The organism is Janthinobacterium sp. GW822-FHT07H11 (assembly GCF_058798615.1).
The window spans coordinates 245,234-269,186 of record NZ_CM179507.1 but is presented as its reverse complement, the minus strand read 5'-3'; the positions used below and the strand labels follow the sequence as shown (position 1 = coordinate 269,186).

At 59.1% G+C, this 23,953-nt stretch carries 12 protein-coding genes, 4 tRNA genes and 4 rRNA genes; 14 read left to right on the top strand and 6 right to left on the bottom strand.

Going from position 1 to position 23,953, the window contains the following annotated elements:
• Window positions 1-18 precede the first annotated feature (18 nt).
• The 6 genes from AC3RCJ_RS01120 to AC3RCJ_RS01095 all read left to right on the top strand — a co-directional run bounded on the left by AC3RCJ_RS01120 (window position 19) and on the right by AC3RCJ_RS01095 (window position 6,556).
• Window positions 19-1,317, top strand: coding sequence for an MFS transporter (locus tag AC3RCJ_RS01120; protein ID WP_492964194.1), 1,299 nt, complete (start codon window positions 19-21; stop codon window positions 1,315-1,317).
• A 90-nt stretch (window positions 1,318-1,407) separates the two neighbouring features.
• Entirely contained in the window at window positions 1,408-3,069 is a 1,662-nt protein-coding gene (locus AC3RCJ_RS01115; RefSeq protein ID WP_492964195.1) for a glycoside hydrolase family 10-like protein, read from the top strand.
• Window positions 3,070-3,162: 93 nt separating this feature from the next.
• Entirely contained in the window at window positions 3,163-4,110 is a 948-nt protein-coding gene (locus tag AC3RCJ_RS01110) for an N-acetylglucosamine kinase (RefSeq protein WP_492964196.1), read from the top strand.
• Between the two features lie 30 nt (window positions 4,111-4,140).
• Window positions 4,141-4,956: an N-acetylmuramoyl-L-alanine amidase gene (locus tag AC3RCJ_RS01105; protein ID WP_492964197.1), complete on the top strand. Its 816-nt coding sequence runs from the start codon at window positions 4,141-4,143 to the stop codon at window positions 4,954-4,956.
• Between the two features lie 83 nt (window positions 4,957-5,039).
• On the top strand, window positions 5,040-5,942 hold the full coding sequence (locus tag AC3RCJ_RS01100) for a LysR family transcriptional regulator (RefSeq protein ID WP_492964198.1): 903 nt from the start codon (window positions 5,040-5,042) through the stop codon (window positions 5,940-5,942).
• Window positions 5,942-6,556 carry a M15 family metallopeptidase gene (locus AC3RCJ_RS01095; RefSeq protein ID WP_492964199.1) on the top strand — a complete coding sequence of 205 codons (615 nt, stop codon included), beginning with the start codon at window positions 5,942-5,944 and terminating at the stop codon, window positions 6,554-6,556. The genes AC3RCJ_RS01100 and AC3RCJ_RS01095 overlap by 1 nt, the downstream gene beginning before the upstream one ends.
• On the opposite strand, the gene AC3RCJ_RS01090 is transcribed toward AC3RCJ_RS01095, so the two are convergent.
• Window positions 6,557-7,936 carry a sodium-dependent transporter gene (locus AC3RCJ_RS01090; RefSeq protein WP_492964200.1) on the bottom strand — a complete coding sequence of 460 codons (1,380 nt, stop codon included), beginning with the start codon at window positions 7,934-7,936 and terminating at the stop codon, window positions 6,557-6,559.
• 501 nt (window positions 7,937-8,437) lie between these two features.
• Between AC3RCJ_RS01090 and AC3RCJ_RS01085 the strand changes: the two genes are divergently transcribed.
• From AC3RCJ_RS01085 to rrf, 5 genes are all read left to right on the top strand, one after another.
• Window positions 8,438-9,968, top strand: a 16S ribosomal RNA gene (locus AC3RCJ_RS01085).
• Between the two features lie 100 nt (window positions 9,969-10,068).
• Window positions 10,069-10,145: transfer RNA gene (locus tag AC3RCJ_RS01080), tRNA-Ile, on the top strand.
• Window positions 10,146-10,210: 65 nt separating this feature from the next.
• Window positions 10,211-10,286: transfer RNA gene (locus tag AC3RCJ_RS01075), tRNA-Ala, on the top strand.
• Between the two features lie 249 nt (window positions 10,287-10,535).
• Window positions 10,536-13,411, top strand: a 23S ribosomal RNA gene (locus tag AC3RCJ_RS01070).
• 136 nt (window positions 13,412-13,547) lie between these two features.
• Window positions 13,548-13,660 (top strand): 5S ribosomal RNA (gene rrf, locus AC3RCJ_RS01065).
• The 16S, 23S and 5S rRNA genes sit together here with 2 tRNA genes alongside, the layout of an rRNA operon.
• Before the next feature lie 259 nt (window positions 13,661-13,919).
• Here the strand turns inward: rrf and AC3RCJ_RS01060 are convergent.
• Genes AC3RCJ_RS01060 through AC3RCJ_RS01040 form a run of 5 tightly spaced genes read right to left on the bottom strand, consistent with a single transcriptional unit; the run spans window position 13,920 to window position 21,369 of the window.
• Window positions 13,920-15,089 (bottom strand): VWA domain-containing protein, encoded by a 1,170-nt coding sequence (locus tag AC3RCJ_RS01060; protein ID WP_492965107.1) that lies wholly within the window; start codon window positions 15,087-15,089, stop codon window positions 13,920-13,922.
• A complete protein-coding gene (locus tag AC3RCJ_RS01055; protein WP_492965106.1) occupies window positions 15,086-17,311 on the bottom strand; it encodes a DUF5682 family protein in 2,226 nt (741 codons plus the stop codon). Before AC3RCJ_RS01055 ends, AC3RCJ_RS01060 begins: the two co-directional genes overlap by 4 nt.
• Before the next feature lie 16 nt (window positions 17,312-17,327).
• Entirely contained in the window at window positions 17,328-18,410 is a 1,083-nt protein-coding gene (locus AC3RCJ_RS01050; protein WP_492965108.1) for an ATP-binding protein, read from the bottom strand.
• An 8-nt stretch (window positions 18,411-18,418) separates the two neighbouring features.
• A complete protein-coding gene (locus AC3RCJ_RS01045) occupies window positions 18,419-20,014 on the bottom strand; it encodes a DUF5691 domain-containing protein (protein WP_492965105.1) in 1,596 nt (531 codons plus the stop codon).
• On the bottom strand, window positions 20,011-21,369 hold the full coding sequence (locus tag AC3RCJ_RS01040) for an SWIM zinc finger family protein (protein WP_492965104.1): 1,359 nt from the start codon (window positions 21,367-21,369) through the stop codon (window positions 20,011-20,013). The genes AC3RCJ_RS01045 and AC3RCJ_RS01040 overlap by 4 nt, the downstream gene beginning before the upstream one ends.
• A gap of 548 nt (window positions 21,370-21,917) precedes the next feature.
• Here AC3RCJ_RS01040 and AC3RCJ_RS01035 point away from each other — a divergent pair.
• The 3 genes from AC3RCJ_RS01035 to AC3RCJ_RS01025 all read left to right on the top strand — a co-directional run bounded on the left by AC3RCJ_RS01035 (window position 21,918) and on the right by AC3RCJ_RS01025 (window position 23,718).
• Window positions 21,918-23,448: ribosomal RNA gene (locus AC3RCJ_RS01035) — 16S ribosomal RNA — on the top strand.
• A gap of 98 nt (window positions 23,449-23,546) precedes the next feature.
• Window positions 23,547-23,623: transfer RNA gene (locus AC3RCJ_RS01030), tRNA-Ile, on the top strand.
• A 19-nt stretch (window positions 23,624-23,642) separates the two neighbouring features.
• Window positions 23,643-23,718: transfer RNA gene (locus tag AC3RCJ_RS01025), tRNA-Ala, on the top strand.
• Window positions 23,719-23,953: the final 235 nt, after the last annotated feature.

Genomic DNA, 23,953 nt, shown 5'->3' with positions numbered 1-23,953 from the left:
GGAGACAAAGAAGGATGTATGGAGCTAGTGAAACAACCCGTCGCGGCGCGCGCGAAAACCCCATGGCTGTGGATTCCTTCCCTGTATTTCGGCCAGGGCATACCCTATGTCGTGGTCATGACCTTGTCCGTGATCATGTACAAGAATTACGGCTTTTCCAATACGGATATTGCGCTGTATACGAGCTGGTTGTACTTGCCGTGGGTCATCAAGCCCCTGTGGTCGCCCTTCATCGATATGTACCGCACCAAGCGCTTCTGGATCGTCGGCCTGCAACTGGTGATCGGCGCCGCGCTGGCGCTGGTGGCCCTGACGACGTCCCTGCCCCACTTTTTCCAGATCAGCCTGGCCATCTTCTGGCTGATGGCCTTCAGTTCCGCCACGCATGACATCGCCGCCGACGGCTTTTATATGCTGGGCCTGGAAGAGCACCAACAGGCGGCCTTCGTCGGCGTGCGCAGCACGTTTTACCGACTGGCGATGATCGCCGGCCAGGGCGGCTTGGTGTTTCTTGCCGGCTATTTGACGCATGCGACGGGCAATGTGCAGCTGGCCTGGTCCGTCGTGTTCGCGATTCTGGCGGGCCTGTTCATCGCCCTCTTCCTCTACCACTACTTCGTCTTGCCGAAGCCCAGGGATGACCGCCCCAGCATCCAGGACGCTGGTATTTCCCCGCTGCAGGAGTTCGTCGCCACTTTTGCCGCGTTTTTCAGGAAGAAGGATATTCTCGTCATCCTCGGCTTCTTGCTGCTGTTCCGCCTCGGCGAAGCGCAACTGCTGAAATTGGCCGCGCCCTTCCTGCTCGACCCCGTCGCCAAGGGCGGCCTGGGCCTGAGCACGGAACAGGTGGGCCTCGTCTACGGCACCATTGGCGTGATCGCCCTGACCCTCGGTGGCTTGCTGGGCGGATTCATCATTTCCCGCTTCGGCTTGAAACGTTGCCTGTGGATCATGGTGCTGTCCGTCCACCTGCCCGACCTGGTCTTCGTCTACCTGGCCAGCGCCTTGCCCAGCAGCATTTATGTGATCGCGGGGGGCATTGCGCTTGAGCAATTCGGTTACGGCTTCGGTTTCGCCTCGTACATGTTGTACATGATCATGGTCTCCGATGGTGCCCATAAAACGGCCCATTACGCCATTTGCACGGGCTTCATGGCCCTGGGCATGATGTTGCCTGGCATGGCCAGCGGCTGGATACAGCAAATGCTCGGCTACCAGCACTTCTTCATCTGGATCTGCATCGCCACGATTCCCGCTTTCATCATGGCCGCGCTGGTCAAGATCGACCCGGAATTCGGCAAGAAGGCCGAGGCCTGATTCTTTTGAACGGTGCGCCCGCAAGGATGGCGGGCGCACAGTAAAATGCCCCACCGATAGACCTGCGCTCCACCACTGCAAGGAATTGTTTTGTTGTCTACTTTGAAAAAACGCCTGGGCGCCACGGCCGGCGTACTGGCCGCGCTGGCCGCCGCCACATTGCTCAGCAGTTGTACCAGCACCAAAATGCCCTCCGCAGTGACACCGGGCGAAGCGGGCTTGCCGGCCGTGCCACCCGTGCAGCACATCACGGGCGAAGTGCCGCCGCCGGCGCCGCGCGAATTTCGCGCCGCCTGGGTCTCGACGGTCGCCAATATCGACTGGCCCAGCCGCAGCAATTTGCCTGTCGCCAAGCAGCAAGCGGAAGCGATCGCCATCCTCGACCGCGCCAAGTCCCTGAATCTGAACGCGATTGTGCTGCAGGTGCGGCCCAGCGCGGACACGATTTACCCATCGCAGCTGGAGCCATGGTCGGAATACCTGACGGGCAAGCAAGGCCAGCCGCCGTTGCCCCTGTATGACCCGCTGGCCTTCTGGGTGGCGCAGGCGCATGCACGCGGCCTGGAGTTGCACGCCTGGTTCAACCCCTACCGGGCACGCCACGCGACGGCCAAGTCGCCGCTGGCGCGCGACAGTTTCGCGTCCACCAACCCGGCGTCCGTCAAGCAATACGGCCGCTACCTGTGGATGGACCCGGGCGATGCGGCCGCGTCCAAGCACACGACGGATGTGGTGCTTGATGTGGTGCGCCGCTACGATATCGACGGCGTGCATATCGACGACTATTTTTATCCGTATCCGATCGACGCGCCTGGGGCCGGTGCGGGAGCCGAGACGGCCGCGCTGGACGCGGGCAATGGCGGCGCCAAGCGCGAACTGCCCTTCCCCGATGAACCATCGTGGCAGCAATATCTGCTGGCCGGCGGCCAGCTGGACCGCGCTTCGTGGCGCCGCCAGAACGTCAACCAGCTGATCGAAGCCTTGTATACCGGCATCCACCGCGAAAAGAGCTGGGTGCGTTTCGGCATCAGCCCGTTCGGCATCGGCCGTCCCGACCGCCGCCCTGCCGGTATCGTCGGCTTCAGCCAGTACGACAAATTGTATGCGGATGCGGAATTGTGGCTGGCCAAGGGCTGGCTCGATTACCTGTCGCCGCAGCTGTACTGGCCCGTGGCGCAGGCGCCGCAAGCGTTTAGCGTGCTGCTCGACTACTGGCTGGCGCAAAACCCGTATGGCCGCCACGTGTGGCCCGGTTTATATACGAGCCGCATCGACAATTCCGCCAAGTCCTTCACGCCGCAAGAGATCATCAAGCAGATCGAAGTGACGCGCACGCGCCCCGGCGCGAATGGACAAGTGCATTTCAGCATGGTGCCCCTGATGCAGAACCGCAAAGGTGTCAGCGAGCAACTCAAGGCGAGCGTGTATCAAAGCCCGGCCCTGATCCCCGCCACGCCATGGCTGGGCAAGGAAGCGCCGGGCACGCCCGTGCTGTCCTTGCGCCGCGATTCCACCAGCCTGAACGTCAAGCTGACGGCGGGCGGCGGCAAGCCCGTGGCCCAGTACGCCGTCTGGGCCCGCTATGGCGAAGACTGGCGCTTCACCGTGGTCACGGGCGTGCAGGGCGAGCTGACCCTGGTTGATGATGCCACTGGTAAAGTCAATGCGGTGGTGGTCAGCGCCGTGGACCGTCTCGGCAATGAAAGCCCCCGCGTCACCGTGCGCGCACCGTTTACGGCCGCCGCCAAGTAACTTTGCCGGCTCGCCGGCAGTCCATAACCTGCAGGCATGAAACATGCGCAAGCTTTCATGCCTGCAAGCTCCGCTTGGCTTTACACTCATGCCATGATTTCCTTCCCTGCAACCAATACTGATACTGCCGTGCTCGGGCTGGGCATCGACGCGGGCGGCACGCAGACGCGCTGGGCCCTGGCCACCGCCGATGGCGCCATCGTGGCCGACGGGGCCGTGGAAGGTTTGTCTGCCTTGCAAATGAGCAGCGAAGCGGGCCGCGCCGCCGTGCACGCCACGTTTGCAACATTGTGCAAGCAAGTGCTGGCCGTCGGCCAGCCGCGCGCCGTGGTGGCGGGCTTGACGGGTTTTGGTGGCGACGACCTTGCGCTGGCGCAAACGCTGGCTACCTTGCTGGCGCTGGACGCCTCTGACGTCAGCTTGGGCAACGACATTGAAATCGCCTATCGCGACAGCTTTGAACCAGGGGAAGGTTATCTGGTCTACGCTGGCACGGGCTCGATTGCCGCCTGGATCGATGCGGAGGGCGTGTTTCACCGCGCGGGCGGGCGCGGCGTGCTGCTCGACGATGGCGGCGGCGGCTACTGGATCGCGCGCGAAGCCTTGCGCCACATCTGGCGCCGCGAAGACGAGGCGCCCGGCAGCTGGCAAGCCTCGCCCATGGCCGGGGCCGTGTTTGCGCATGTCGGCGGCAGCGACTGGTCGCTGTCGCGCGCCTTCATGTATGGCCAGGAGCGGGGCGCCATCGGCCGCCTGGCGCTGGCCGTGGCCGCCAGTGCGGATACCGATCCGCTGGCGCTGGACATCTTGCAGCGCGCGGGCCAGGAACTGGCAAGATTGGCGCTGGCCCTGACGGCGCGCCATGGCCCCCGTCCCGTGGTGCTGGCGGGCCGCGCGGTGCAGTTGCACCCGGCCATCGCGCTGGCCATGCGGGCCGCTTTGCCCGTATCGTTGCAGATGGAGCAAAAAGTTGCCCGTTCGCATGAGGCTGCGGCCAAGGTGGCAGCCCGGGCGGCGAGCCAGCGTACTGGCAATAACTGAACATTTTATTAACCCGAACACGGATCTTTCATGAAAAAAATCGCCCTCGCCCTGCTGGTGGCCCTGCTTTCCGCCTGTACCACGCCCGCGCCGCACCTTGACCATAGCTTGACGGCGCGCAGCCAGAGCCCGCGCGTGAAATTCATCGTCATCCATTACACGGTCAGCGACCTGCCCCGCTCGATCAAGATCCTGACGGAACAAGTGGTCAGCAGCCATTATTTGCTGACGGACACGGACAAGCCGAAGTTTTACGTGCTGGTCGACGAATCGCGCCAGGCCAACCACGCGGGTGTGAGTAACTGGAAGACTTATACACAGTTGAATGTCAGCTCGATCGGCATCGAGATCGTCAACCCCGGCTACAAGGACACGCCGGAAGGCCGCCTCTGGTATCCGTTTTCCCAGGCACAGATCGATGAGCTGATTCCGCTGCTGAAAGATATCCAGGCCCGCTACAATATCGCGCCGGAAAATATCCTCGGCCACAACGAAATCGCCCCGCAGCGCAAGCAGGACCCGGGTCCGCTGTTTCCATGGCGTCAACTGGCCGATGCGGGCCTGATCGTCTGGCCCGATGCCAACCGCGTGGCCGCGCAACGCCTCTTTTTTGAGCAGCAAGTGCCGGATGCCGTCTGGTTCCAGAAAAAGCTGGCCCAGCATGGCTATGCGACGCCGCAGACGGGCGTGTTCGATGAAGCGACGCGCAATGTGCTGATCGCCTTCCAGATGAAGTACCGCAACAAGCTGTTCGATGGCATGCCCGATGGCGAGACGGCAGCCCTGCTGGAAGTGCTGACGACGCCGGCGCCAGCTGTTGCAACACCTGCTGTTGCAACAAAGTAGCATCGCCGTTCCAGCCCATGCCTTTTTCTTATATGCTGAACTCTTACGGCCCAGGCGGTCAAAGCAAGGTAAAGGAATAGCCCATGCGGCTGCGGCATATCGAAGTGTTTCACGCCATCATGCAAGTTGGTACCATCAGCGGCGCGGCCCAGGTGCTGCATATCTCGCAGCCGGCCGTGACCAAGGTCTTGCAGCATTGTGAGTTGCAACTGGGCATGCCGCTGTTCGAGCGCGTGCGTGGCAAGCTGTACCCGAAGCCCGAGGCGCACCGTTTGTTTGTCGAGACGGAAAAGCTCAACCGCGATTTATTGGGCATCCGCCGCCTGGCGGCCAGCCTGAAGGGTCATGCGGTGGAAACCATCCGCCTGGTGTCCACGCCGACGCTCGCCATCAGCGTCTTGCCGTTTGCCATGACGGAGTGGCGGCGCGATTTTCCCCACACGCGTTGCCAGCTGGCTACCCACCACACGGGCGAGATCGTCAATACCCTGCGTCTCGGTGAAGCGGACTTGGCCGTGTCGCTGCAAGACCCGCGCCATCCGGGCATCGTGGCCGAACCCATTGCGCAGGGCGTCATGACGGTGATCGCGCCGGCCGGCACCTGGCATGCGGCCGATTGCGGCACACCGTTGACGGCGCATGGCCTGAACGGCGAGCTGATCGGCCATGCGGACAACGATCCGCTGGGCGAACTGGTGGTCGCCGCCTGCGAGGCGCAGGATATCCACCCCGTCTTCAGTACCGTGGTGCAGACCTATCAAATTGCCCGTTCCCTGGTGGAAGCGGGCGCCGGCATGGCCGTGGTCGACCCGTTTACGGCCGCCTCCGGTTCGCCGGAGCGGCTGCAGCGCCGTCCCTGGGTGCCCACGATACCGATCCAACTGTATTTATTGACGGCGAGCCACTCGCCGCTGTCGCATGGTGCGCGGCGCCTGGCCGACAGCATCGGCGTGGCGGCGCGCAACTGCCTGGAAAGAGGAGTGTGATGTCTGTTGCAAGTTTGCAATTGGAAGCGGTCGGCAGCGATCCGCAATTCCGCCATCTGAGCAGCATCGCCGGCATCGCCGTCGACTTGCGCTATGCCACGCCCGACAATTTCGTTGGCCGCGACTTATACAGCCCCATCGATTGCGCCTGGCTGCACCGCGATGCGGCTGCCGCGCTGGAAAAAGCCGTGGCCTGGCTGGCCGTGCAGCGTCCCGATCATCATTTATTGGTGCTCGACGCCCTGCGCCCGCAGCGGGTGCAGCAGCAGCTGTGGGATGCGCTGCAGGGAACGGAGTTGCTGGGCTATATCGCCGAGCCGTCGCGCGGCTCCATCCACTCGTTCGGCATGGCGCTCGACATCACCATCGTCGGCCCGGACGGCAGGGAACTGGACATGGGCACGGGCTTTGACGACCTGAGTGAGCGCTCGCATCCGTCGCTGGAACTCGTCTTGCTGGAAAAGGGGGAAATTACGCAGGAGCACGTGGCGCACCGCCGCTTGTTGCGCGGCGCCATGTTCCAGGCGGGCTTCTTTGGCATCAACAGTGAATGGTGGCATTTCGATTGCGGCGACCGGGTGCTGGTGCGCCAGACCTACACCCGGGTTCTCTAGTTAAAAGACTTTCAGGCCCTTCAGCATCACGATCAGGATCAGCACGGGCGAGACAAAGCGCAGCAGGAACAGCAGCACCTGCGCCAGGGTTTGATTTTGCAACTGGCCATGATTGCTGATCGCCTCGATGAAATGCTGCTTGCCCCAGGCCCAGCCGGTAAACAAGGCAATCGCGATGCCGCCCACGGGCAGGAAGATATTCGACGAGACGAAGTCGAACAGATCAAACATATTCAAATTGAATAGCTTGAAGTCCGCCAGGGTGCTGTTGCTCAGGGCGCACACGGAACCGAGCACGGCCAGCAGCAGCATGGTCACGATGGTGGCCTTGGTGCGCGTCCAGCCGAAACGCTCATGGAAAATCACCACCGGCACTTCCATCAGCGACAGCATCGCCCCTGTGGCGGCGACGGCGGCGAGGATGAAGAACACCACCATCAGCACTTGTCCCATCGGGATTTGCGAAAACACGGCCGGAATCGTGATGAACACCAGCGACGGTCCCGCACTGGGAGCGAAGCCAAACGTGAATACGGCGGGGAAGATGGCGATACCGGCCAGCATCGATACACCGAGGTCGGCCGCCATCACGCGCAAGGTCGTCACGGGAATATTCTGGTCGTCACGGAAATAGCTGCCGTAGGTCATCATCGTGCCCATGCCGACAGATAGCTTGAAGAACGCCAGGCCCATGGCCGTCAGCACGACGGAAGCCGTCAGCTTGGAAAAATCCGGACGGAACAAAAAGGCCAGGCCTTCGCCCGCCTTGTCCAGCGACAGGCTGACCGCGCACAGCAGCAGCAGCAGCAGGAACAGCAGCGGCATCAGCTTCTTGGCGATCGCCTCGATGCCCTTGGTCACGCCCAGCATCAATATGCCGCCGATAAACAGCAGCACGCCCCATTGCCAGAACAGCGATTGCAAAGGATTGCTGATCAGGGAGGCGAAAGCCGCTTCCGTCACCAGCTTGTCGCTGCTCAAGATGGAGCCATCGATGGCCTTGGCGATATAGGCAAACACCCAGCCCACCACTTCCGAATAAAACGCGACGATCAGGAAGGCGGCGACCATGCCGATGAGGCCGACCAGCCACCAGGGCTTGCCCTTCGGTGCCAGCCGTTCCATGGTGGAAATCGGGTTGACCTTGGCGCGGCGCCCCAGGGTGATTTCCGCGATCATCACGGGCAATCCCACTAACAAGGTAGCGAGCAGATAGATGAGCAGGAAGCCGGCGCCGCCATTGGCGCCCGTCAGGTAGGGGAACTTCCAGATGTTGCCGAGACCGACTGCGGAACCGAGGGTGGCGGCGAGCACGCCGAAGCCAGTGGTAAAGCCAGCTCGTTTCAGGGTCAGGCCTGATCCTTGAGCTTGTTGTTTCATGGTGAATCTTCTATGGTTCTATATATAGGCAAGCGCCGTTTGGCGCGGAGGGGGCAAAATTGTAGCAGTTGGCCGCAAAAGCCCCGGAAAAGCCTTGCTTCTACAGGGGCGCTTTGCTATAGTTCGCCTCCCCAATGAGACGCAGTCAAATGCGGCACTTGAGGATCACCGGAAACGGCGATGAGTAGTAAAGAAGGAGTTGACGGATGTAGTGAAATGCTTCATACTCTTCCTTCTTCGCAGCTGACAAACACAACGCTTTGTCGATATAGCGCGAAAGTAGCACCGAATACAGTTCTTTAACAATTAACAGTCGATAAGTGTGGGCATTTGATGCAAGTGCAGCGCCGATCTTCGGATTGGCGTCTAACTTAAAATATCAAATGTTCACGAATAAATAAATGAAATAGGACGCTACGCAAGTAGTGGCCTGTCAGTTGTTTTTGAAGTGAGCGACCCGTCGCAAGACGGTGCCAATAAAATGGCAAAGTAACAGAGATTAAACTGAAGAGTTTGATCCTGGCTCAGATTGAACGCTGGCGGCATGCCTTACACATGCAAGTCGAACGGCAGCACGGAGCTTGCTCTGGTGGCGAGTGGCGAACGGGTGAGTAATATATCGGAACGTACCCTAGAGTGGGGGATAACGTAGCGAAAGTTACGCTAATACCGCATACGATCTAAGGATGAAAGTGGGGGATCGCAAGACCTCATGCTCGTGGAGCGGCCGATATCTGATTAGCTAGTTGGTAGGGTAAAAGCCTACCAAGGCATCGATCAGTAGCTGGTCTGAGAGGACGACCAGCCACACTGGAACTGAGACACGGTCCAGACTCCTACGGGAGGCAGCAGTGGGGAATTTTGGACAATGGGCGCAAGCCTGATCCAGCAATGCCGCGTGAGTGAAGAAGGCCTTCGGGTTGTAAAGCTCTTTTGTCAGGGAAGAAACGGTGAGAGCTAATATCTCCTGCTAATGACGGTACCTGAAGAATAAGCACCGGCTAACTACGTGCCAGCAGCCGCGGTAATACGTAGGGTGCAAGCGTTAATCGGAATTACTGGGCGTAAAGCGTGCGCAGGCGGTTTTGTAAGTCTGATGTGAAATCCCCGGGCTCAACCTGGGAATTGCATTGGAGACTGCAAGGCTAGAATCTGGCAGAGGGGGGTAGAATTCCACGTGTAGCAGTGAAATGCGTAGATATGTGGAGGAACACCGATGGCGAAGGCAGCCCCCTGGGTCAAGATTGACGCTCATGCACGAAAGCGTGGGGAGCAAACAGGATTAGATACCCTGGTAGTCCACGCCCTAAACGATGTCTACTAGTTGTCGGGTCTTAATTGACTTGGTAACGCAGCTAACGCGTGAAGTAGACCGCCTGGGGAGTACGGTCGCAAGATTAAAACTCAAAGGAATTGACGGGGACCCGCACAAGCGGTGGATGATGTGGATTAATTCGATGCAACGCGAAAAACCTTACCTACCCTTGACATGGCTGGAATCCCCGAGAGATTGGGGAGTGCTCGAAAGAGAACCAGTACACAGGTGCTGCATGGCTGTCGTCAGCTCGTGTCGTGAGATGTTGGGTTAAGTCCCGCAACGAGCGCAACCCTTGTCATTAGTTGCTACGAAAGGGCACTCTAATGAGACTGCCGGTGACAAACCGGAGGAAGGTGGGGATGACGTCAAGTCCTCATGGCCCTTATGGGTAGGGCTTCACACGTCATACAATGGTACATACAGAGCGCCGCCAACCCGCGAGGGGGAGCTAATCGCAGAAAGTGTATCGTAGTCCGGATTGTAGTCTGCAACTCGACTGCATGAAGTTGGAATCGCTAGTAATCGCGGATCAGCATGTCGCGGTGAATACGTTCCCGGGTCTTGTACACACCGCCCGTCACACCATGGGAGCGGGTTTTACCAGAAGTAGGTAGCTTAACCGTAAGGAGGGCGCTTACCACGGTAGGATTCGTGACTGGGGTGAAGTCGTAACAAGGTAGCCGTATCGGAAGGTGCGGCTGGATCACCTCCTTTCTAGAGTTTGCACGAACCAGTTAAATGGTTCACGCCTCAAATGTTCACACTTATCGGCTGTTTAATTAAGAAGAAACAGTAGTCGTAGTAGCACCGCGTTGGGGCTGTAGCTCAGCTGGTTAGAGCACCGTGTTGATAACGCGGGGGTCGTTGGTTCGAGTCCAACCAGCCCTACCAGTAAAACAAGCCCGGGGGTAAGGTGGACACTAGTCCAGCCAGACCTACCAGTCATGTAATACCCAGGGGGATTAGCTCAGCTGGGAGAGCACCTGCTTTGCAAGCAGGGGGTCGTCGGTTCGATCCCGTCATCCTCCACCAAGTACTTTGAAAGTGCAAACGTAAGTTAATCACAGTGGTGATTGAATTTAGGTTTGATCTTTTAGCGATCAAAGCTGTTTCGTTCTTTAACAATCTGGAAGAAGTAAAGATTATTTATTGATCGGTTTGCCGTAAAAAGTGAATCGATGGGTAATGATTGTATGTATCAACAAACAAGCAACAACGTTGTACTTTCTTATCCCTGTAACGCTCTTTCATCATGAAAATGATGAGAGGCTAACGTTATAGGGACAAGCGAATAAGTGCACATGGTGGATGCCTTGGCGATTACAGGCGATGAAGGACGTAGTAGCTTGCGATAAGCTGCGGGGAGTGAGCAAACACACTTTGATCCGCAGATTTCCGAATGGGGCAACCCACCCTTTTAGGGTATTGCATACTGAATACATAGGTATGCAAGGCGAACGCGGCGAACTGAAACATCTAAGTAGCTGCAGGAAAAGAAATCAACCGAGATTCCCAAAGTAGCGGCGAGCGAAATGGGAAGAGCCTGTACGTGATAGTCGGACCGATAACAGAATCCTCTGGAAATAGGAGCCATAGCGGGTGATAGCCCCGTATGTGAAATCGGACCGGTGGTACTAAGCGTACGACAAGTAGGGCGGGACACGTGACATCCTGTCTGAATATGGGGGGACCATCCTCCAAGGCTAAATACTCGTAATCGACCGATAGTGAACCAGTACCGTGAGGGAAAGGCGAAAAGAACCCCGGAAGGGGAGTGAAATAGATCCTGAAACCGTGTGCATACAAACAGTAGGAGCGGACTTGTTCCGTGACTGCGTACCTTTTGTATAATGGGTCAGCGACTTACATTCAGTGGCAAGGTTAACCGCATAGGGAAGCCGTAGAGAAATCGAGTCCGAATAGGGCGATCAGTCGCTGGGTGTAGACCCGAAACCAAGTGATCTACTCATGGCCAGGATGAAGGTGCGGTAACACGCCCTGGAGGTCCGAACCCACTAATGTTGAAAAATTAGGGGATGAGCTGTGGGTAGGGGTGAAAGGCTAAACAAACTTGGAAATAGCTGGTTCTCTCCGAAAACTATTTAGGTAGTGCCTCAAGTATCACCATCGGGGGTAGAGCACTGTTATGGCTAGGGGGTCATTGCGACTTACCAAACCATTGCAAACTCCGAATACCGATGAGTGCGAGCTTGGGAGACAGACGTCGGGTGCTAACGTCCGGCGTCAAGAGGGAAACAACCCAGACCGCCAGCTAAGGTCCCAAAGATTGGCTAAGTGGAAAACGAAGTGGGAAGGCTAAAACAGTCAGGATGTTGGCTTAGAAGCAGCCATCATTTAAAGAAAGCGTAATAGCTCACTGATCGAGTCGTCCTGCGCGGAAGATGTAACGGGGCTAAGCCAGTCACCGAAGCTGCGGATATATAGCAATATATATGGTAGGAGAGCGTTCTGTAAGCCTGCGAAGGTGTCTTGTAAAGGATGCTGGAGGTATCAGAAGTGCGAATGCTGACATGAGTAGCGATAATGGGGGTGAAAAGCCTCCACGCCGTAAGCCCAAGGTTTCCTGTTCAACGTTCATCGGAGCAGGGTGAGTCGGCCCCTAAGGCGAGGCAGAGATGCGTAGCTGATGGGAAGCAGGTTAATATTCCTGCACCGTCGTATGATGCGATGGGGGGACGGATCGCGGAAGGTTGTCTGACTGTTGGAATAGTCAGTTTCTGTCTCATAGAAGGCGCTTAGGCAAATCCGGGCGCGGAATTCAAGGGGATGGGACGAGTGAACTTGTTCACGAAGCAATCGGAAGTGGTTCCAAGAAAAGCCTCTAAGCTTCAGTCATACGAGACCGTACCGCAAACCGACACAGGTGGGCGAGATGAGTATTCTAAGGCGCTTGAGAGAACTCGGGAGAAGGAACTCGGCAAATTGGTACCGTAACTTCGGGAAAAGGTACGCCCCGGTAGCTTGATTGGTTTACTCCATGAGGGTGAAAGGGTTGCAATAAACTGGTGGCTGCGACTGTTTAATAAAAACACAGCACTCTGCAAACACGAAAGTGGACGTATAGGGTGTGACGCCTGCCCGGTGCTGGAAGATTAAATGATGGGGTGCAAGCTCTTGATTGAAGTCCCAGTAAACGGCGGCCGTAACTATAACGGTCCTAAGGTAGCGAAATTCCTTGTCGGGTAAGTTCCGACCTGCACGAATGGCGTAACGATGGCCACACTGTCTCCTCCCGAGACTCAGCGAAGTTGAAATGTTTGTGATGATGCAATCTACCCGCGGCTAGACGGAAAGACCCCATGAACCTTTACTGTAGCTTTGCATTGGACTTTGAACCAATCTGTGTAGGATAGGTGGGAGGCTTTGAAGCGGGGACGCTAGTTCTCGTGGAGCCAACCTTGAAATACCACCCTGGTTTGTTTGAGGTTCTAACCTTGGTCCGTTATCCGGATCGGGGACAGTGCATGGTAGGCAGTTTGACTGGGGCGGTCTCCTCCTAAAGTGTAACGGAGGAGTTCGAAGGTACGCTAGATACGGTCGGACATCGTGTTGATAGTGCAATGGCATAAGCGTGCTTAACTGCGAGACTGACAAGTCGAGCAGGTACGAAAGTAGGACATAGTGATCCGGTGGTTCTGTATGGAAGGGCCATCGCTCAACGGATAAAAGGTACTCTGGGGATAACAGGCTGATTCCTCCCAAGAGTTCATATCGACGGGGGAGTTTGGCACCTCGATGTCGGCTCATCACATCCTGGGGCTGTAGCCGGTCCCAAGGGTATGGCTGTTCGCCATTTAAAGTGGTACGTGAGCTGGGTTTAAAACGTCGTGAGACAGTTTGGTCCCTATCTGCCGTGGGCGTTGGAAATTTGAAGGGGGCTGCTCCTAGTACGAGAGGACCGGAGTGGACGAACCTCTGGTGTACCGGTTGTCACGCCAGTGGCATTGCCGGGTAGCTAAGTTCGGAAGAGATAACCGCTGAAAGCATCTAAGCGGGAAACTTGCCTTGAGATGAGATTTCCCAGAGCCTTGAGCTCTTTGAAGGGTCGTTCGAGACCAGGACGTTGATAGGCTGGGTGTGGAAGTGCAGTAATGCATTAAGCTAACCAGTACTAATTGCCCGTACGGCTTGTCCCTATAACCTTAGCAGGTACAGAGGATAAGACGGTACAACGTTGCGTGTGTGTTGATACCATTCATTACCCCAATCTTTGCTTCTTCCAGATTCATGGCCTTGTCGCTCCACTGAGGACAAATGCCAGTACAAGTTATGCCTGATGACCATAGCAAGTTGGTCCCACCCCTTCCCATCCCGAACAGGACCGTGAAACAACTTTGCGCCGATGATAGTGCTGCAACCAGTGTGAAAGTAGGTTATCGTCAGGCTTGTTATACGCAGTAGAAGAAAACCCCACCGGACTCCGGTGGGGTTTTTTTTCGTCCGGCGGTTTTGTGGGGCGCGGCGGTGGCTGCTGTCGGCTTACGCTGCGCTAAGCCGACCTACGCCGACCTACGCCGGCCTGCGCTGGCCTGCGCTGGCCTGCGCCGAGCTACGGTCAGACCCCGGCCGTTGATCCGCTGCCCATGCCACAGGCGAAAAAAAGGCAGCGCTGCGCGCTGCCTTTCTGTCCTCTGCCAGCAGCAGCTATTCGGTGCCGCCGATAACGTTAATGCCTGCCTGGGCAGCCCATTGTGTCATATCGTTGCGCTTGATGGCCGAGGCCATGAGATCAGGAAACAGATCGGGAGTGCAGGCGAAGCAGGGCGCGCCCATGGCTGCGAGCCGGGCCGCGTTGTGATGGTCATACGAGGGTGCGCCATTGTCATCCAGGGCCAGCAAGACGATGACTTGCACGCCGCTGGCCAGCAAACTGGCTGCCCGCGCCAGCATTTCCTTGTTATTGCCTCCTTCATACAGATCGCTGATCAGCACAAAAATCGTCTCTTGCGGACGCGTCAGCAAACCCTGGCAATACGCGAGCGCACGATTGATATCCGTGCCGCCGCCCAACTGCGTGCCGAACAGCACGTCAACGGGATCGGCCAGCAATGGTGTCAGGTCGACCACCGCCGTATCGAACACCACCACCGACGTGGAGACAGCTTTGATGCTGGCCAATACCGCGGCAAATACACTGGCATATACTACGGATGGTGCCATCGAGCCGCTCTGATCGATACACAGCACGATATCGCGCAGCGATTGTCCCTTGCGACCGAAGCCGATGCGGGTAGCCGGTATGATCGTCCGATATTCCGGCTGGTAATGCTTCAGATTGGCACGTATCGTGCGCAGCCAGTCGATTTCATTGTGGCGCGGCCGCATATTGCGTACGGCACGGCTCAGGCTACCCGTCACGGCCTGGCGCAGCGGCGCGGCCAGTTTGCGTTCCAGTTCTTGCACGACCCGGCTGACCACTTGCCGCGCCGTGGCCTTGGTCTTGTTTGGCATGATGCGGTTCAGGCTGAGCAGGGTGGCGACCAGATGCACGTCCGCTTCCACCGCTTGCAGCATTTCCGGTTCCAGCAGCATTTGCTGCAAGCCCAGGCGTTCGAGCGCATCTTTCTGCATGACTTGCACGACGGAGGAGGGGAAATACTGGCGGATGTCGCCGAGCCAGCGCGCCACATTCGGGGCCGAGGCCGACAAGTTTCCGCCGCGTCCACCCGCCGCTCCCTGGCCGTAGACGGATTCCAGCGTGCGGTCCATGGCCAGGTCGGCCTGGCTCAAGGCGATTTCGTCCTGTTGATCTGTCTTGCCTAATACCATGCGCCAGCGGCGCGCGGCTTCACCGGTCTTGATTGCATCGTTCATGCATGCTCCTGCGCCGGCGTGGAATCCAGCAATAATCGTAAGGTGGGCAAGATGCGCCGCGCCCGTGTTTCGTCCAGTGGCATGCTCGTCGATAGCGAAACCTGCGTGCCACCGCCCTGGCTGGCGCGTTCCGATAACTGGCGCTTCTCGGGTGCGGCAAAGCCGCCGAAAGTGCGGCGCAGCAAGGGCAGCAGTTCGATGAAGGTATCGGCCGGTAAGCCGGCCAGCCAGGCATCGATCAGGCGCCACAATTCGTCATTGTGTATCAATAAAGTGCCGCTGCCATGCAAAAAGCCTTCCAGCCAATGGGCGCTGCTCAAGGGCGGCAGCGCATGGGAGCAGCGCAAGGCCAGTTCGCTTGCCGTCCGCTCCATGCTCCAGTGGCCTTGTTCGTTGAGGGCGCGCGTGCAGCGCCCGGCCAGCAGTGCGTGCGTGGCGTCGTGCAAGGCCGCCTGTTCCAGCGCCGTGAACCAGCTCGCCTGGTAATCGGCCCGTTGCGCCAGGCGAATGGCCTGGTCGGCGCCGACCAGCGTCTGCATGAGCGCTGCTGCCGCTTCGTCTGCCAGGGCGCGCACGCCGGCAGGCAGGGCGATGCAGGCGCGCATGACCAGGCCGTCGAGTATGCTGGACAGGGCACGGGTATCGCTGCCGCGCACGCTGCCGTAGCGCATGACGTTGACCAGTGGCGGCAGGGCCGCCAGCATATAGCCGAGGTCCGGCGTCGTCGCGCTCACTTCCTGCATGCGCCGCATGACGCCATCGATGGCGCCTTGTAAATCGGCCAGCAGGATCGCTTCCACCAGCGCTGTCAGTTGCGGCAAGGTCTCGGCGCTGGCCGCGCGGCTGAGTGCGCATGCGGTGGCGGCATCGGCCACCGTACTGCCCCACAGGCTTGCTTCGATCAGCTTGACGGCAAATTCCGGTTCCCACGCCAGCTGCCACAGTTCGTGGAAGGTGCCGCTTTTCCCATGTACGCCCAGGCGACGGCCCCAGCCGATGTCCAGCAAGGCCAGGCGGTGCAGCAAGACGCTCTTTTCCAGGTGCGCCGTTTCACGCAGATCCAGGGCGAGTTCGCTCGCATCGGCGCGCACCGGCAGGCGCAAGCGCTTCTGCAGCGCCTGCACATCCTGCACCAGGGGCAGGGTTGGCACGCTGGCCGGCACCTGGCCCAGGCGTTCGTTGATCAGCAGCGCCGAGGCGATCAGGCGCAGCGGCAGTTCGCTGTCGTAGCAATAGACGGAGCGCACGGCGTCCTGCAGTTCGCCCAGGCCCGCACGCGAACGCTCGCGCATGGCGGCCAGCGTATCGGCGAGGCGCAAGGCTTCGATGGTGTGGGCCGGCGACGCATCGAGATCATGCTTGCGCAACAGCGTGGCGACATCGGTCAACCAGTACAGTCCCGCCTGCTCAGGCCGTTGCCACAGATGGTGATACCAGCCTGGCGCTTCGACCCCGGCGCCATAGCCGCTGCGAAACGTCAGCCGGCCATAGCTCCACGGCGTCCAGGTGGCTGCCAGTTTGATTTTTGGCAAACCCTTGAGCAGTTCCGCATCGCTCTTGGCGCTGGGCATCTGCTTGAGCGCGGGAACGTGATAGGCGCCGCACACGACGGCAATGCGCTGGTGTCCCTGTTTTTCCGCCTGGCGTATCATGCTGCGCATATAGGCTTCGCGCCGGCTTTCCAGCGTATTCGGCGGCAGTGCGATTTCGCCGCGCACCACGTCCATCATCTCGGCAATGGCCGCAAACAAGTCCAGGCTGTCGCCGCGCTGCTCGACCAGGTGGTCCCACCAGGTTTCGGTGTCGCCAAAGCCGGCGGCACTGGCCAGCCAGCGCAGCGGGTCCGCATGCATGTCCTCGTCGCTTGCGGGCGTGTCGGCTTCGACGTCTTTCCCGTCCGCGGTCCCGGCCAGGCGATGCGCTTGCGGCAGGTCGCAAAAGCGCACGGGGGTGCCATGCGCCTGGGCAAAGCGCATGGCTTGCCATTCCGGCGAGAATTCCGCAAACGGATACATGACGGCGCGCCGCGGCTCGGCCGGTGCATACACGAGCAGCGCCACGGGCGGGCACAGGTCCGCGTCGCCCGCGTAGCGTATCAGCTCGTCCGCTTCGGGCGGTCCCTCGATCAGGATGCAGTCCGGCTGCAAGGCTTCCAGCGCCCGGACCAGGCTGCGCGCGCAGCCGGGACCATGGTGGCGGATGCCGAAAAGGTGAATGCTCATCGTTGCCTGTCCGGATTTAATTCATGACGTCGCGGCAAGCGCGATACAGGTCTTTCCAGCCATCGCGCTCCTTGACCACGGTTTCCAGGTATTCCAGCATGACGATGCGGTCCTGCACCGGGTCCTTGACGATGGCGCCCACCATGCCGGCCGCCAGGTCGGCGCCGCGCAGCACGCCATCGCCAAAATGGGCCGCCAGCGACATGCCGTGCGTGATCACGGAAATCGCTTCCGCCGTGCTCATGCTGGCACTGGAACCTTTCAGCTTGGTCTTGCCATCGGCCGTCACGCCTTCGCGCAATTCGCGGAAGACGGTCACGATGCGGCGTATTTCTTCCAGTGCCGGTGCTTCGCCGGGCAATTCCAGGGCGCGCCCCAGGCTGGCAACGCGCGTTTCCACGATACGCACTTCTTCATCGGCCGTACGGGGTGACGGCAGCACGACGGTGTTGAAGCGGCGTTTCAGTGCGCTCGACAATTCATTCACGCCACGGTCGCGGTCATTCGCGGTGGCGATCACATTGAAGCCTTTTTGCGCCAGCACTTCTTCATCGAGCTCGGCGATCGGCAGCATTTTTTCCGACAGGATGGTAATCAGGCTGTCTTGCACTTCGCCGGGGATGCGCGTGAGTTCTTCGATCCGGGCAATTTTTCCTTCGCGCATGGCGCGCATGAGCGGGCTGGGCACGACCGCATCGAGCGATGGCCCCTTCGCCAGCAGCTGCGCGTAATTCCAGCCATAACGCAGTGCCTCTTCGCTGGTGCCGGCCGTACCCTGCACGATCATGGTCGAGTCGCCGCTGATGGCGGCGGCCAGGTGTTCCGAGACCCAGGACTTGGCCGTGCCCGGCACGCCCAGCAGCAGCAGGGCGCGGTCCGTGGCCAGGGTGGCAACGGCGATTTCGATCACGCGCGCATTGCCGATGTACTTGGGCGTGATCTCGACGCCGTTGTCGAGCTTGCCGCCCAGCAAATACTTGGAGACTGCCCATGGCGACATCTTCCAGCGCGGCGGGCGCTGCCGGGTGTCGGCGGCGATCAAGGCTTCCAGTTCCGTGGCGAACTGGTTTTCAGCATGCTGGCGAAGAATGTTGGTAATGCTGGACATCAAATTTGCTCCTGAAAAGAAAGGGATAAGGCATGCCTGAAACGGATCACGCTGAACATGTCGTCGACGGGCGCCTGCCAGCTGGCCCAGGCCGGCGATCCGGTCGGCCAGCCGGCTTCGCAGGCAGCCATGGCGGCCGGATCGAGTACTTGCGCAAATGCTTCGAGCGTCGGCTTGAAGTGCCAGGCAGGTACTGAAAATGCAGGCAGGCCGGTGCGCAGGCGCTGCATCACGGCCAGCGACAGGGTGGCCGGCCAGGGCGCGGGCGAGGCGCGCGCGGCGTCGGCCAGCACGCCCAACAGTGGCAATTGCTGGTCGCCCCACGTGGGGCCGCAGGCGTCGACCAGCTGAGCAAGCCGGGAATGCGCGTCGGCGGCGGGCAATGCGCCATAGGCGGAGAAAAAATCGCGCGCATAGTGGACGCGCACGCCATCCGTCGCCAGCCAGAGCAAGGTCAGCGCCTGCAGCCAGTCGCCCAGTGCCGCGGCTGCGGCCGGCGTGGTCGTTCCGGCGTGCATGTGCCGCAGCAGGGCGCTGCTCCATCCCAGCACCAGGGCGCCGTGGAACTCGTTGCTGAGCGCCAACTTCAGGCACTGTGCGGGAGACTTGTCAAACAGTTCACTCCAGTGCAGCGGCGACAGCGATGCCAGCATGTCGGCCAGCCAGCCTGCTTTCTCGCCCAGTTGCGGCCAGCCTTGCGCGCCGATGCCATCGCGCAGCATGGCTTTGTCGCTGGCGGCGGGCAGCGCGACGTCTAGGCTGTCAGGAAACAGTGTGCGCCGTTGCAGATGGAGCAATGGCGCCAGCCGTTCCAGCATGCGCTGTTGCAGCGCGCAGCCGGGCAAGGTGCGTAGCAGCTGTTGCGCCTGCAGCCTGACTTCCTTGCGGCGGTCGTCCAGCGCCGCCTCCAGGAAAGCTTCATCGGCCAGGCTCAGCGAGACGCTCAAACAGGGCAGGAGCAGCGCGCGGTCTTCGGGCGATTCCTGGCTCCAGCTTGCCTGCAGGCACTGCAAGGCCGCGGCGGGATCGCGTGCCCGCAACTGGCGCAAGGCCAGCATGCGTTGTGCGAGCGTGCCCGCCTCCCACTGCGCCGCGATGTCGCCATCGTCCTTGCCAGGCGTGCTGCTCGCCCACGTCCATTGCGCATGTTGCCGGGCCAGCCAGTGGCCGCGCGCACCCAGCACGGTCACGATGGCAGGCCGTAGCGCCTGCTGGCTGCTGCCCGCTTCCAGCATCCTGGGCAGCAGGCGGGCCGGAATGCGGCAGTGGTGCAAAGCGGCAAGGCGCAGCCATTCGCCACGCAATGGCGGATGGCTGTCCCGCAGCAGATGCGCCAACATGGCTTCCGCACGGGGCGGGCAAGCCCGCAACGCATCTTCTTGCGTATCGGTATTGGAAATCGCTGTGGCTGACACGGCAGCGGGCGGGAGGTAGCCGGCCCGCGTCCACAGTTCGAGTGCGCCGATGGCGCGCCAGAGTCTGCCTTCGTCGGCAGAGTCCGCAAGCAGGGGGCGCAAGTCTTCCGGCAATTCTGCTTCGAAGGCAATCTTGGCCCGGGAACTGCCCATCTGCAGGGCGGCGTCGAGTTTGCTCATGCGCAAAAATCGCTTTCAAAGTTGTACAGGCGGCCGTCGGCCCACACGCTCCAGGGCGCGAAGGCGCGACCATCCCATTCGCCCGTCAAGGTGACGGGGTGGCCGCCGCTGATTGCCAGCAAGTGCCAGGCATGGCGGAACGATGCGCTCACGGGCAGCGGCCGTCCATCGGGACAGCGCAGCAGCAAGCCGGCGTCTTCCATGTGCGCCGTCATGCCGGACAAGGCCAGCGGATAGCGCTCGAGGAACGGCTGCGCCGCCAGCGCGTCGGCATAGGACTCCATTGCGGCCAGGAAGGATGGCTGCTCGGTCGGGAACGTCGATAGCGGCAGCGTCGTGCCTGGTTCGCGGATCAGCGCGCGCAGCGGACAGGCGCCGGGATAGAAGCAGAGTTCGCCTTCAAATTGCGTGCCGACGCTGATCGCCTGTTCGAAGCCCTGCGGACCGGCAGCAAAATGCAGCAGCAGTGCCCAGCGGCCGCTGCGTGCGCCGCGCAGCCACGTGGCGCGCGTGCGTATGCGGTCTTCCTCGCTGTGCTGCTGGGAAAGTACTTGCCAGCAATCGGTGACGCCGGCCAGGGCCAGCACATCGTCGCTGCTGGTGGTCCAGCCGATGTGGGTCCGCACATCGTGTTGCAGGCCGGGCGAGAGCGTTTCCAGCCTGGCGTAGGCATCGCCGAGCATATATAGAGCGGCCAGTTCCCGGCCCAGTTGCTGGCTCCAGTCTTGCACGCCGCTTTGAAAGCACAGCTTGCCGGCGCGCCGGATGCGGCCGGCCAGGCCAGCGGCCTGCGCATCGACCAGGCGGGCGGCCATGGCTTCCCAGTATGCGGGGCCACGGTCGCGCACGGTGGCCAGGCCCTCGCGTTCCAGGTCATGCAACCAGGTCTGCAGTGCGGCCAGGCCGCCGGCCACCTTGTTTTCGCGTTTTTCCGCGCGCTTCCGGTCGGTGACGGCGCTGGTAGCGGCTTGCTCCTCAGTTTGCGCGGCCGGCTGTTCCGATGCGCCAGAACGTTTTTTGTCCGCCCGTTGCTGGCGGTCGCGCAGCCAATCGCCTACCCATGCGGGCGCTTCCGTCGCCGCGAACAAGGCGCTGTCTTGCGCCAGGAGCAGATACAAGGCAAGTCCATGCTTGCACGGAAATTTACGGCTGGGGCAGGAGCATTTGAAGGCGGGCTCGCCCAGGTCGATCTGGGTGCGGTAGGGATCCTTGCCGCTACCCTTGCATTCGCCCCAGGTGGCGGTCTCCGAGCGACCCAGCTTATCCCATTTGGCGGGAGAGGCCAGTTGGCTACCTGCCTTGGCGGAGCTGGCATCGGGTGCCAGGGAAAGAATTTGATCGGTATTCAGGAGCACGAAGTGAACCTACAGGTAAATTGTCAAATGGTCAGGGTAATGTATTTAACCATGAATGGGCCGTCGCACATTTGAAAGCTGACTTTTATATTAACTATTGCCGGAGAATTGAAAATGATTGCATGTATTGGGGGAGAAACCCTTGCTTCCGCCGGGGCGCTTTGCTATAGTTCGCCTCCCCAATGAGACGCAGCAGTTTGCGAAACAATGGGATCACTGGAAACGGTGAGGGTAGTAAAAAAGAAGGTTGACGAATTAGCCGAAACGCTTCATACTCTTCCTTCTTCGCAGCTGACAAACACAACGCTTTGTCGATAGCGCGAAAGCAGTAACCGAATACAGTTCTTTAACAATTAACAGTCGATAAGTGTGGGCATTTGATGCAAGTGCAGCGCCGATCTTCGGATTGGCGTCTAACTTAAAATATCAAATGTTCACGAATAAATAAATGAAATAGGACGCTACGCAAGTAGTGGCCTGTCAGTTGTTTTTGAAGTGAGCGACCCGTCGCAAGACGGTGCCAATAAAATGGCAAAGTAACAGAGATTAAACTGAAGAGTTTGATCCTGGCTCAGATTGAACGCTGGCGGCATGCCTTACACATGCAAGTCGAACGGCAGCACGGAGCTTGCTCTGGTGGCGAGTGGCGAACGGGTGAGTAATATATCGGAACGTACCCTGGAGTGGGGGATAACGTAGCGAAAGTTACGCTAATACCGCATACGATCTAAGGATGAAAGTGGGGGATCGCAAGACCTCATGCTCGTGGAGCGGCCGATATCTGATTAGCTAGTTGGTAGGGTAAAAGCCTACCAAGGCATCGATCAGTAGCTGGTCTGAGAGGACGACCAGCCACACTGGAACTGAGACACGGTCCAGACTCCTACGGGAGGCAGCAGTGGGGAATTTTGGACAATGGGCGCAAGCCTGATCCAGCAATGCCGCGTGAGTGAAGAAGGCCTTCGGGTTGTAAAGCTCTTTTGTCAGGGAAGAAACGGTGGGAGCTAATATCTCCTGCTAATGACGGTACCTGAAGAATAAGCACCGGCTAACTACGTGCCAGCAGCCGCGGTAATACGTAGGGTGCAAGCGTTAATCGGAATTACTGGGCGTAAAGCGTGCGCAGGCGGTTTTGTAAGTCTGATGTGAAATCCCCGGGCTCAACCTGGGAATTGCATTGGAGACTGCAAGGCTAGAATCTGGCAGAGGGGGGTAGAATTCCACGTGTAGCAGTGAAATGCGTAGATATGTGGAGGAACACCGATGGCGAAGGCAGCCCCCTGGGTCAAGATTGACGCTCATGCACGAAAGCGTGGGGAGCAAACAGGATTAGATACCCTGGTAGTCCACGCCCTAAACGATGTCTACTAGTTGTCGGGTCTTAATTGACTTGGTAACGCAGCTAACGCGTGAAGTAGACCGCCTGGGGAGTACGGTCGCAAGATTAAAACTCAAAGGAATTGACGGGGACCCGCACAAGCGGTGGATGATGTGGATTAATTCGATGCAACGCGAAAAACCTTACCTACCCTTGACATGGCTGGAATCCCCGAGAGATTGGGGAGTGCTCGAAAGAGAACCAGTACACAGGTGCTGCATGGCTGTCGTCAGCTCGTGTCGTGAGATGTTGGGTTAAGTCCCGCAACGAGCGCAACCCTTGTCATTAGTTGCTACGAAAGGGCACTCTAATGAGACTGCCGGTGACAAACCGGAGGAAGGTGGGGATGACGTCAAGTCCTCATGGCCCTTATGGGTAGGGCTTCACACGTCATACAATGGTACATACAGAGCGCCGCCAACCCGCGAGGGGGAGCTAATCGCAGAAAGTGTATCGTAGTCCGGATTGTAGTCTGCAACTCGACTGCATGAAGTTGGAATCGCTAGTAATCGCGGATCAGCATGTCGCGGTGAATACGTTCCCGGGTCTTGTACACACCGCCCGTCACACCATGGGAGCGGGTTTTACCAGAAGTAGGTAGCTTAACCGCAAGGAGGGCGCTTACCACGGTAGGATTCGTGACTGGGGTGAAGTCGTAACAAGGTAGCCGTATCGGAAGGTGCGGCTGGATCACCTCCTTTCTAGAGTTTGCACGAACCGGTAACGGTTCACGCATCAAATGTTCACACTTATCGGCTGTTTAATTAAGAAGAAACAGTAGTCGTAGTAGTTCCGCGTTGGGGCTGTAGCTCAGCTGGTTAGAGCACCGTGTTGATAACGCGGGGGTCGTTGGTTCGAGTCCAACCAGCCCTACCAGCTAATTAGTAAAATCTCAGGGGGATTAGCTCAGCTGGGAGAGCACCTGCTTTGCAAGCAGGGGGTCGTCGGTTCGATCCCGTCATCCTCCACCAATACTTTGAAAGTGCAAACGTAAGTTAATCACAGTGGTGATTGAATTTAGGTTTGATCTTTTAGCGATCAAAGCTGTTTCGTTCTTTAACAATCTGGAAGAAGTAAAGATTATTTATTGATCGGTTTGCCGTAAAAAGCGAATCGATGGGTAATGATTGTATGTATCAACAAACAAGCAACAACGTTGTACTTTCTTATCCCTGTAGCGCTCTTTGATTATTTCGATGATCAGAG

Bases quoted from the DNA above. Each gene is read 5' to 3' on its own strand.
- AC3RCJ_RS01120 (WP_492964194.1), top strand. From the start codon at position 19: ATGGAGCTAGTGAAACAACCCGTCGCGGCGCGCGCGAAAACCCCATGG.
- AC3RCJ_RS01110 (WP_492964196.1), top strand. From the start codon at position 3,163: ATGATTTCCTTCCCTGCAACCAATACTGATACTGCCGTGCTCGGGCTG.
- AC3RCJ_RS01105 (WP_492964197.1), top strand. From the start codon at position 4,141: ATGAAAAAAATCGCCCTCGCCCTGCTGGTGGCCCTGCTTTCCGCCTGT.
- AC3RCJ_RS01100 (WP_492964198.1), top strand. From the start codon at position 5,040: ATGCGGCTGCGGCATATCGAAGTGTTTCACGCCATCATGCAAGTTGGT.
- AC3RCJ_RS01095 (WP_492964199.1), top strand. From the start codon at position 5,942: ATGTCTGTTGCAAGTTTGCAATTGGAAGCGGTCGGCAGCGATCCGCAA.
- AC3RCJ_RS01090 (WP_492964200.1), bottom strand. From the start codon at position 7,936: ATGAAACAACAAGCTCAAGGATCAGGCCTGACCCTGAAACGAGCTGGC.
- AC3RCJ_RS01060 (WP_492965107.1), bottom strand. From the start codon at position 15,089: ATGAACGATGCAATCAAGACCGGTGAAGCCGCGCGCCGCTGGCGCATG.
- AC3RCJ_RS01055 (WP_492965106.1), bottom strand. From the start codon at position 17,311: ATGAGCATTCACCTTTTCGGCATCCGCCACCATGGTCCCGGCTGCGCG.
- AC3RCJ_RS01045 (WP_492965105.1), bottom strand. From the start codon at position 20,014: ATGAGCAAACTCGACGCCGCCCTGCAGATGGGCAGTTCCCGGGCCAAG.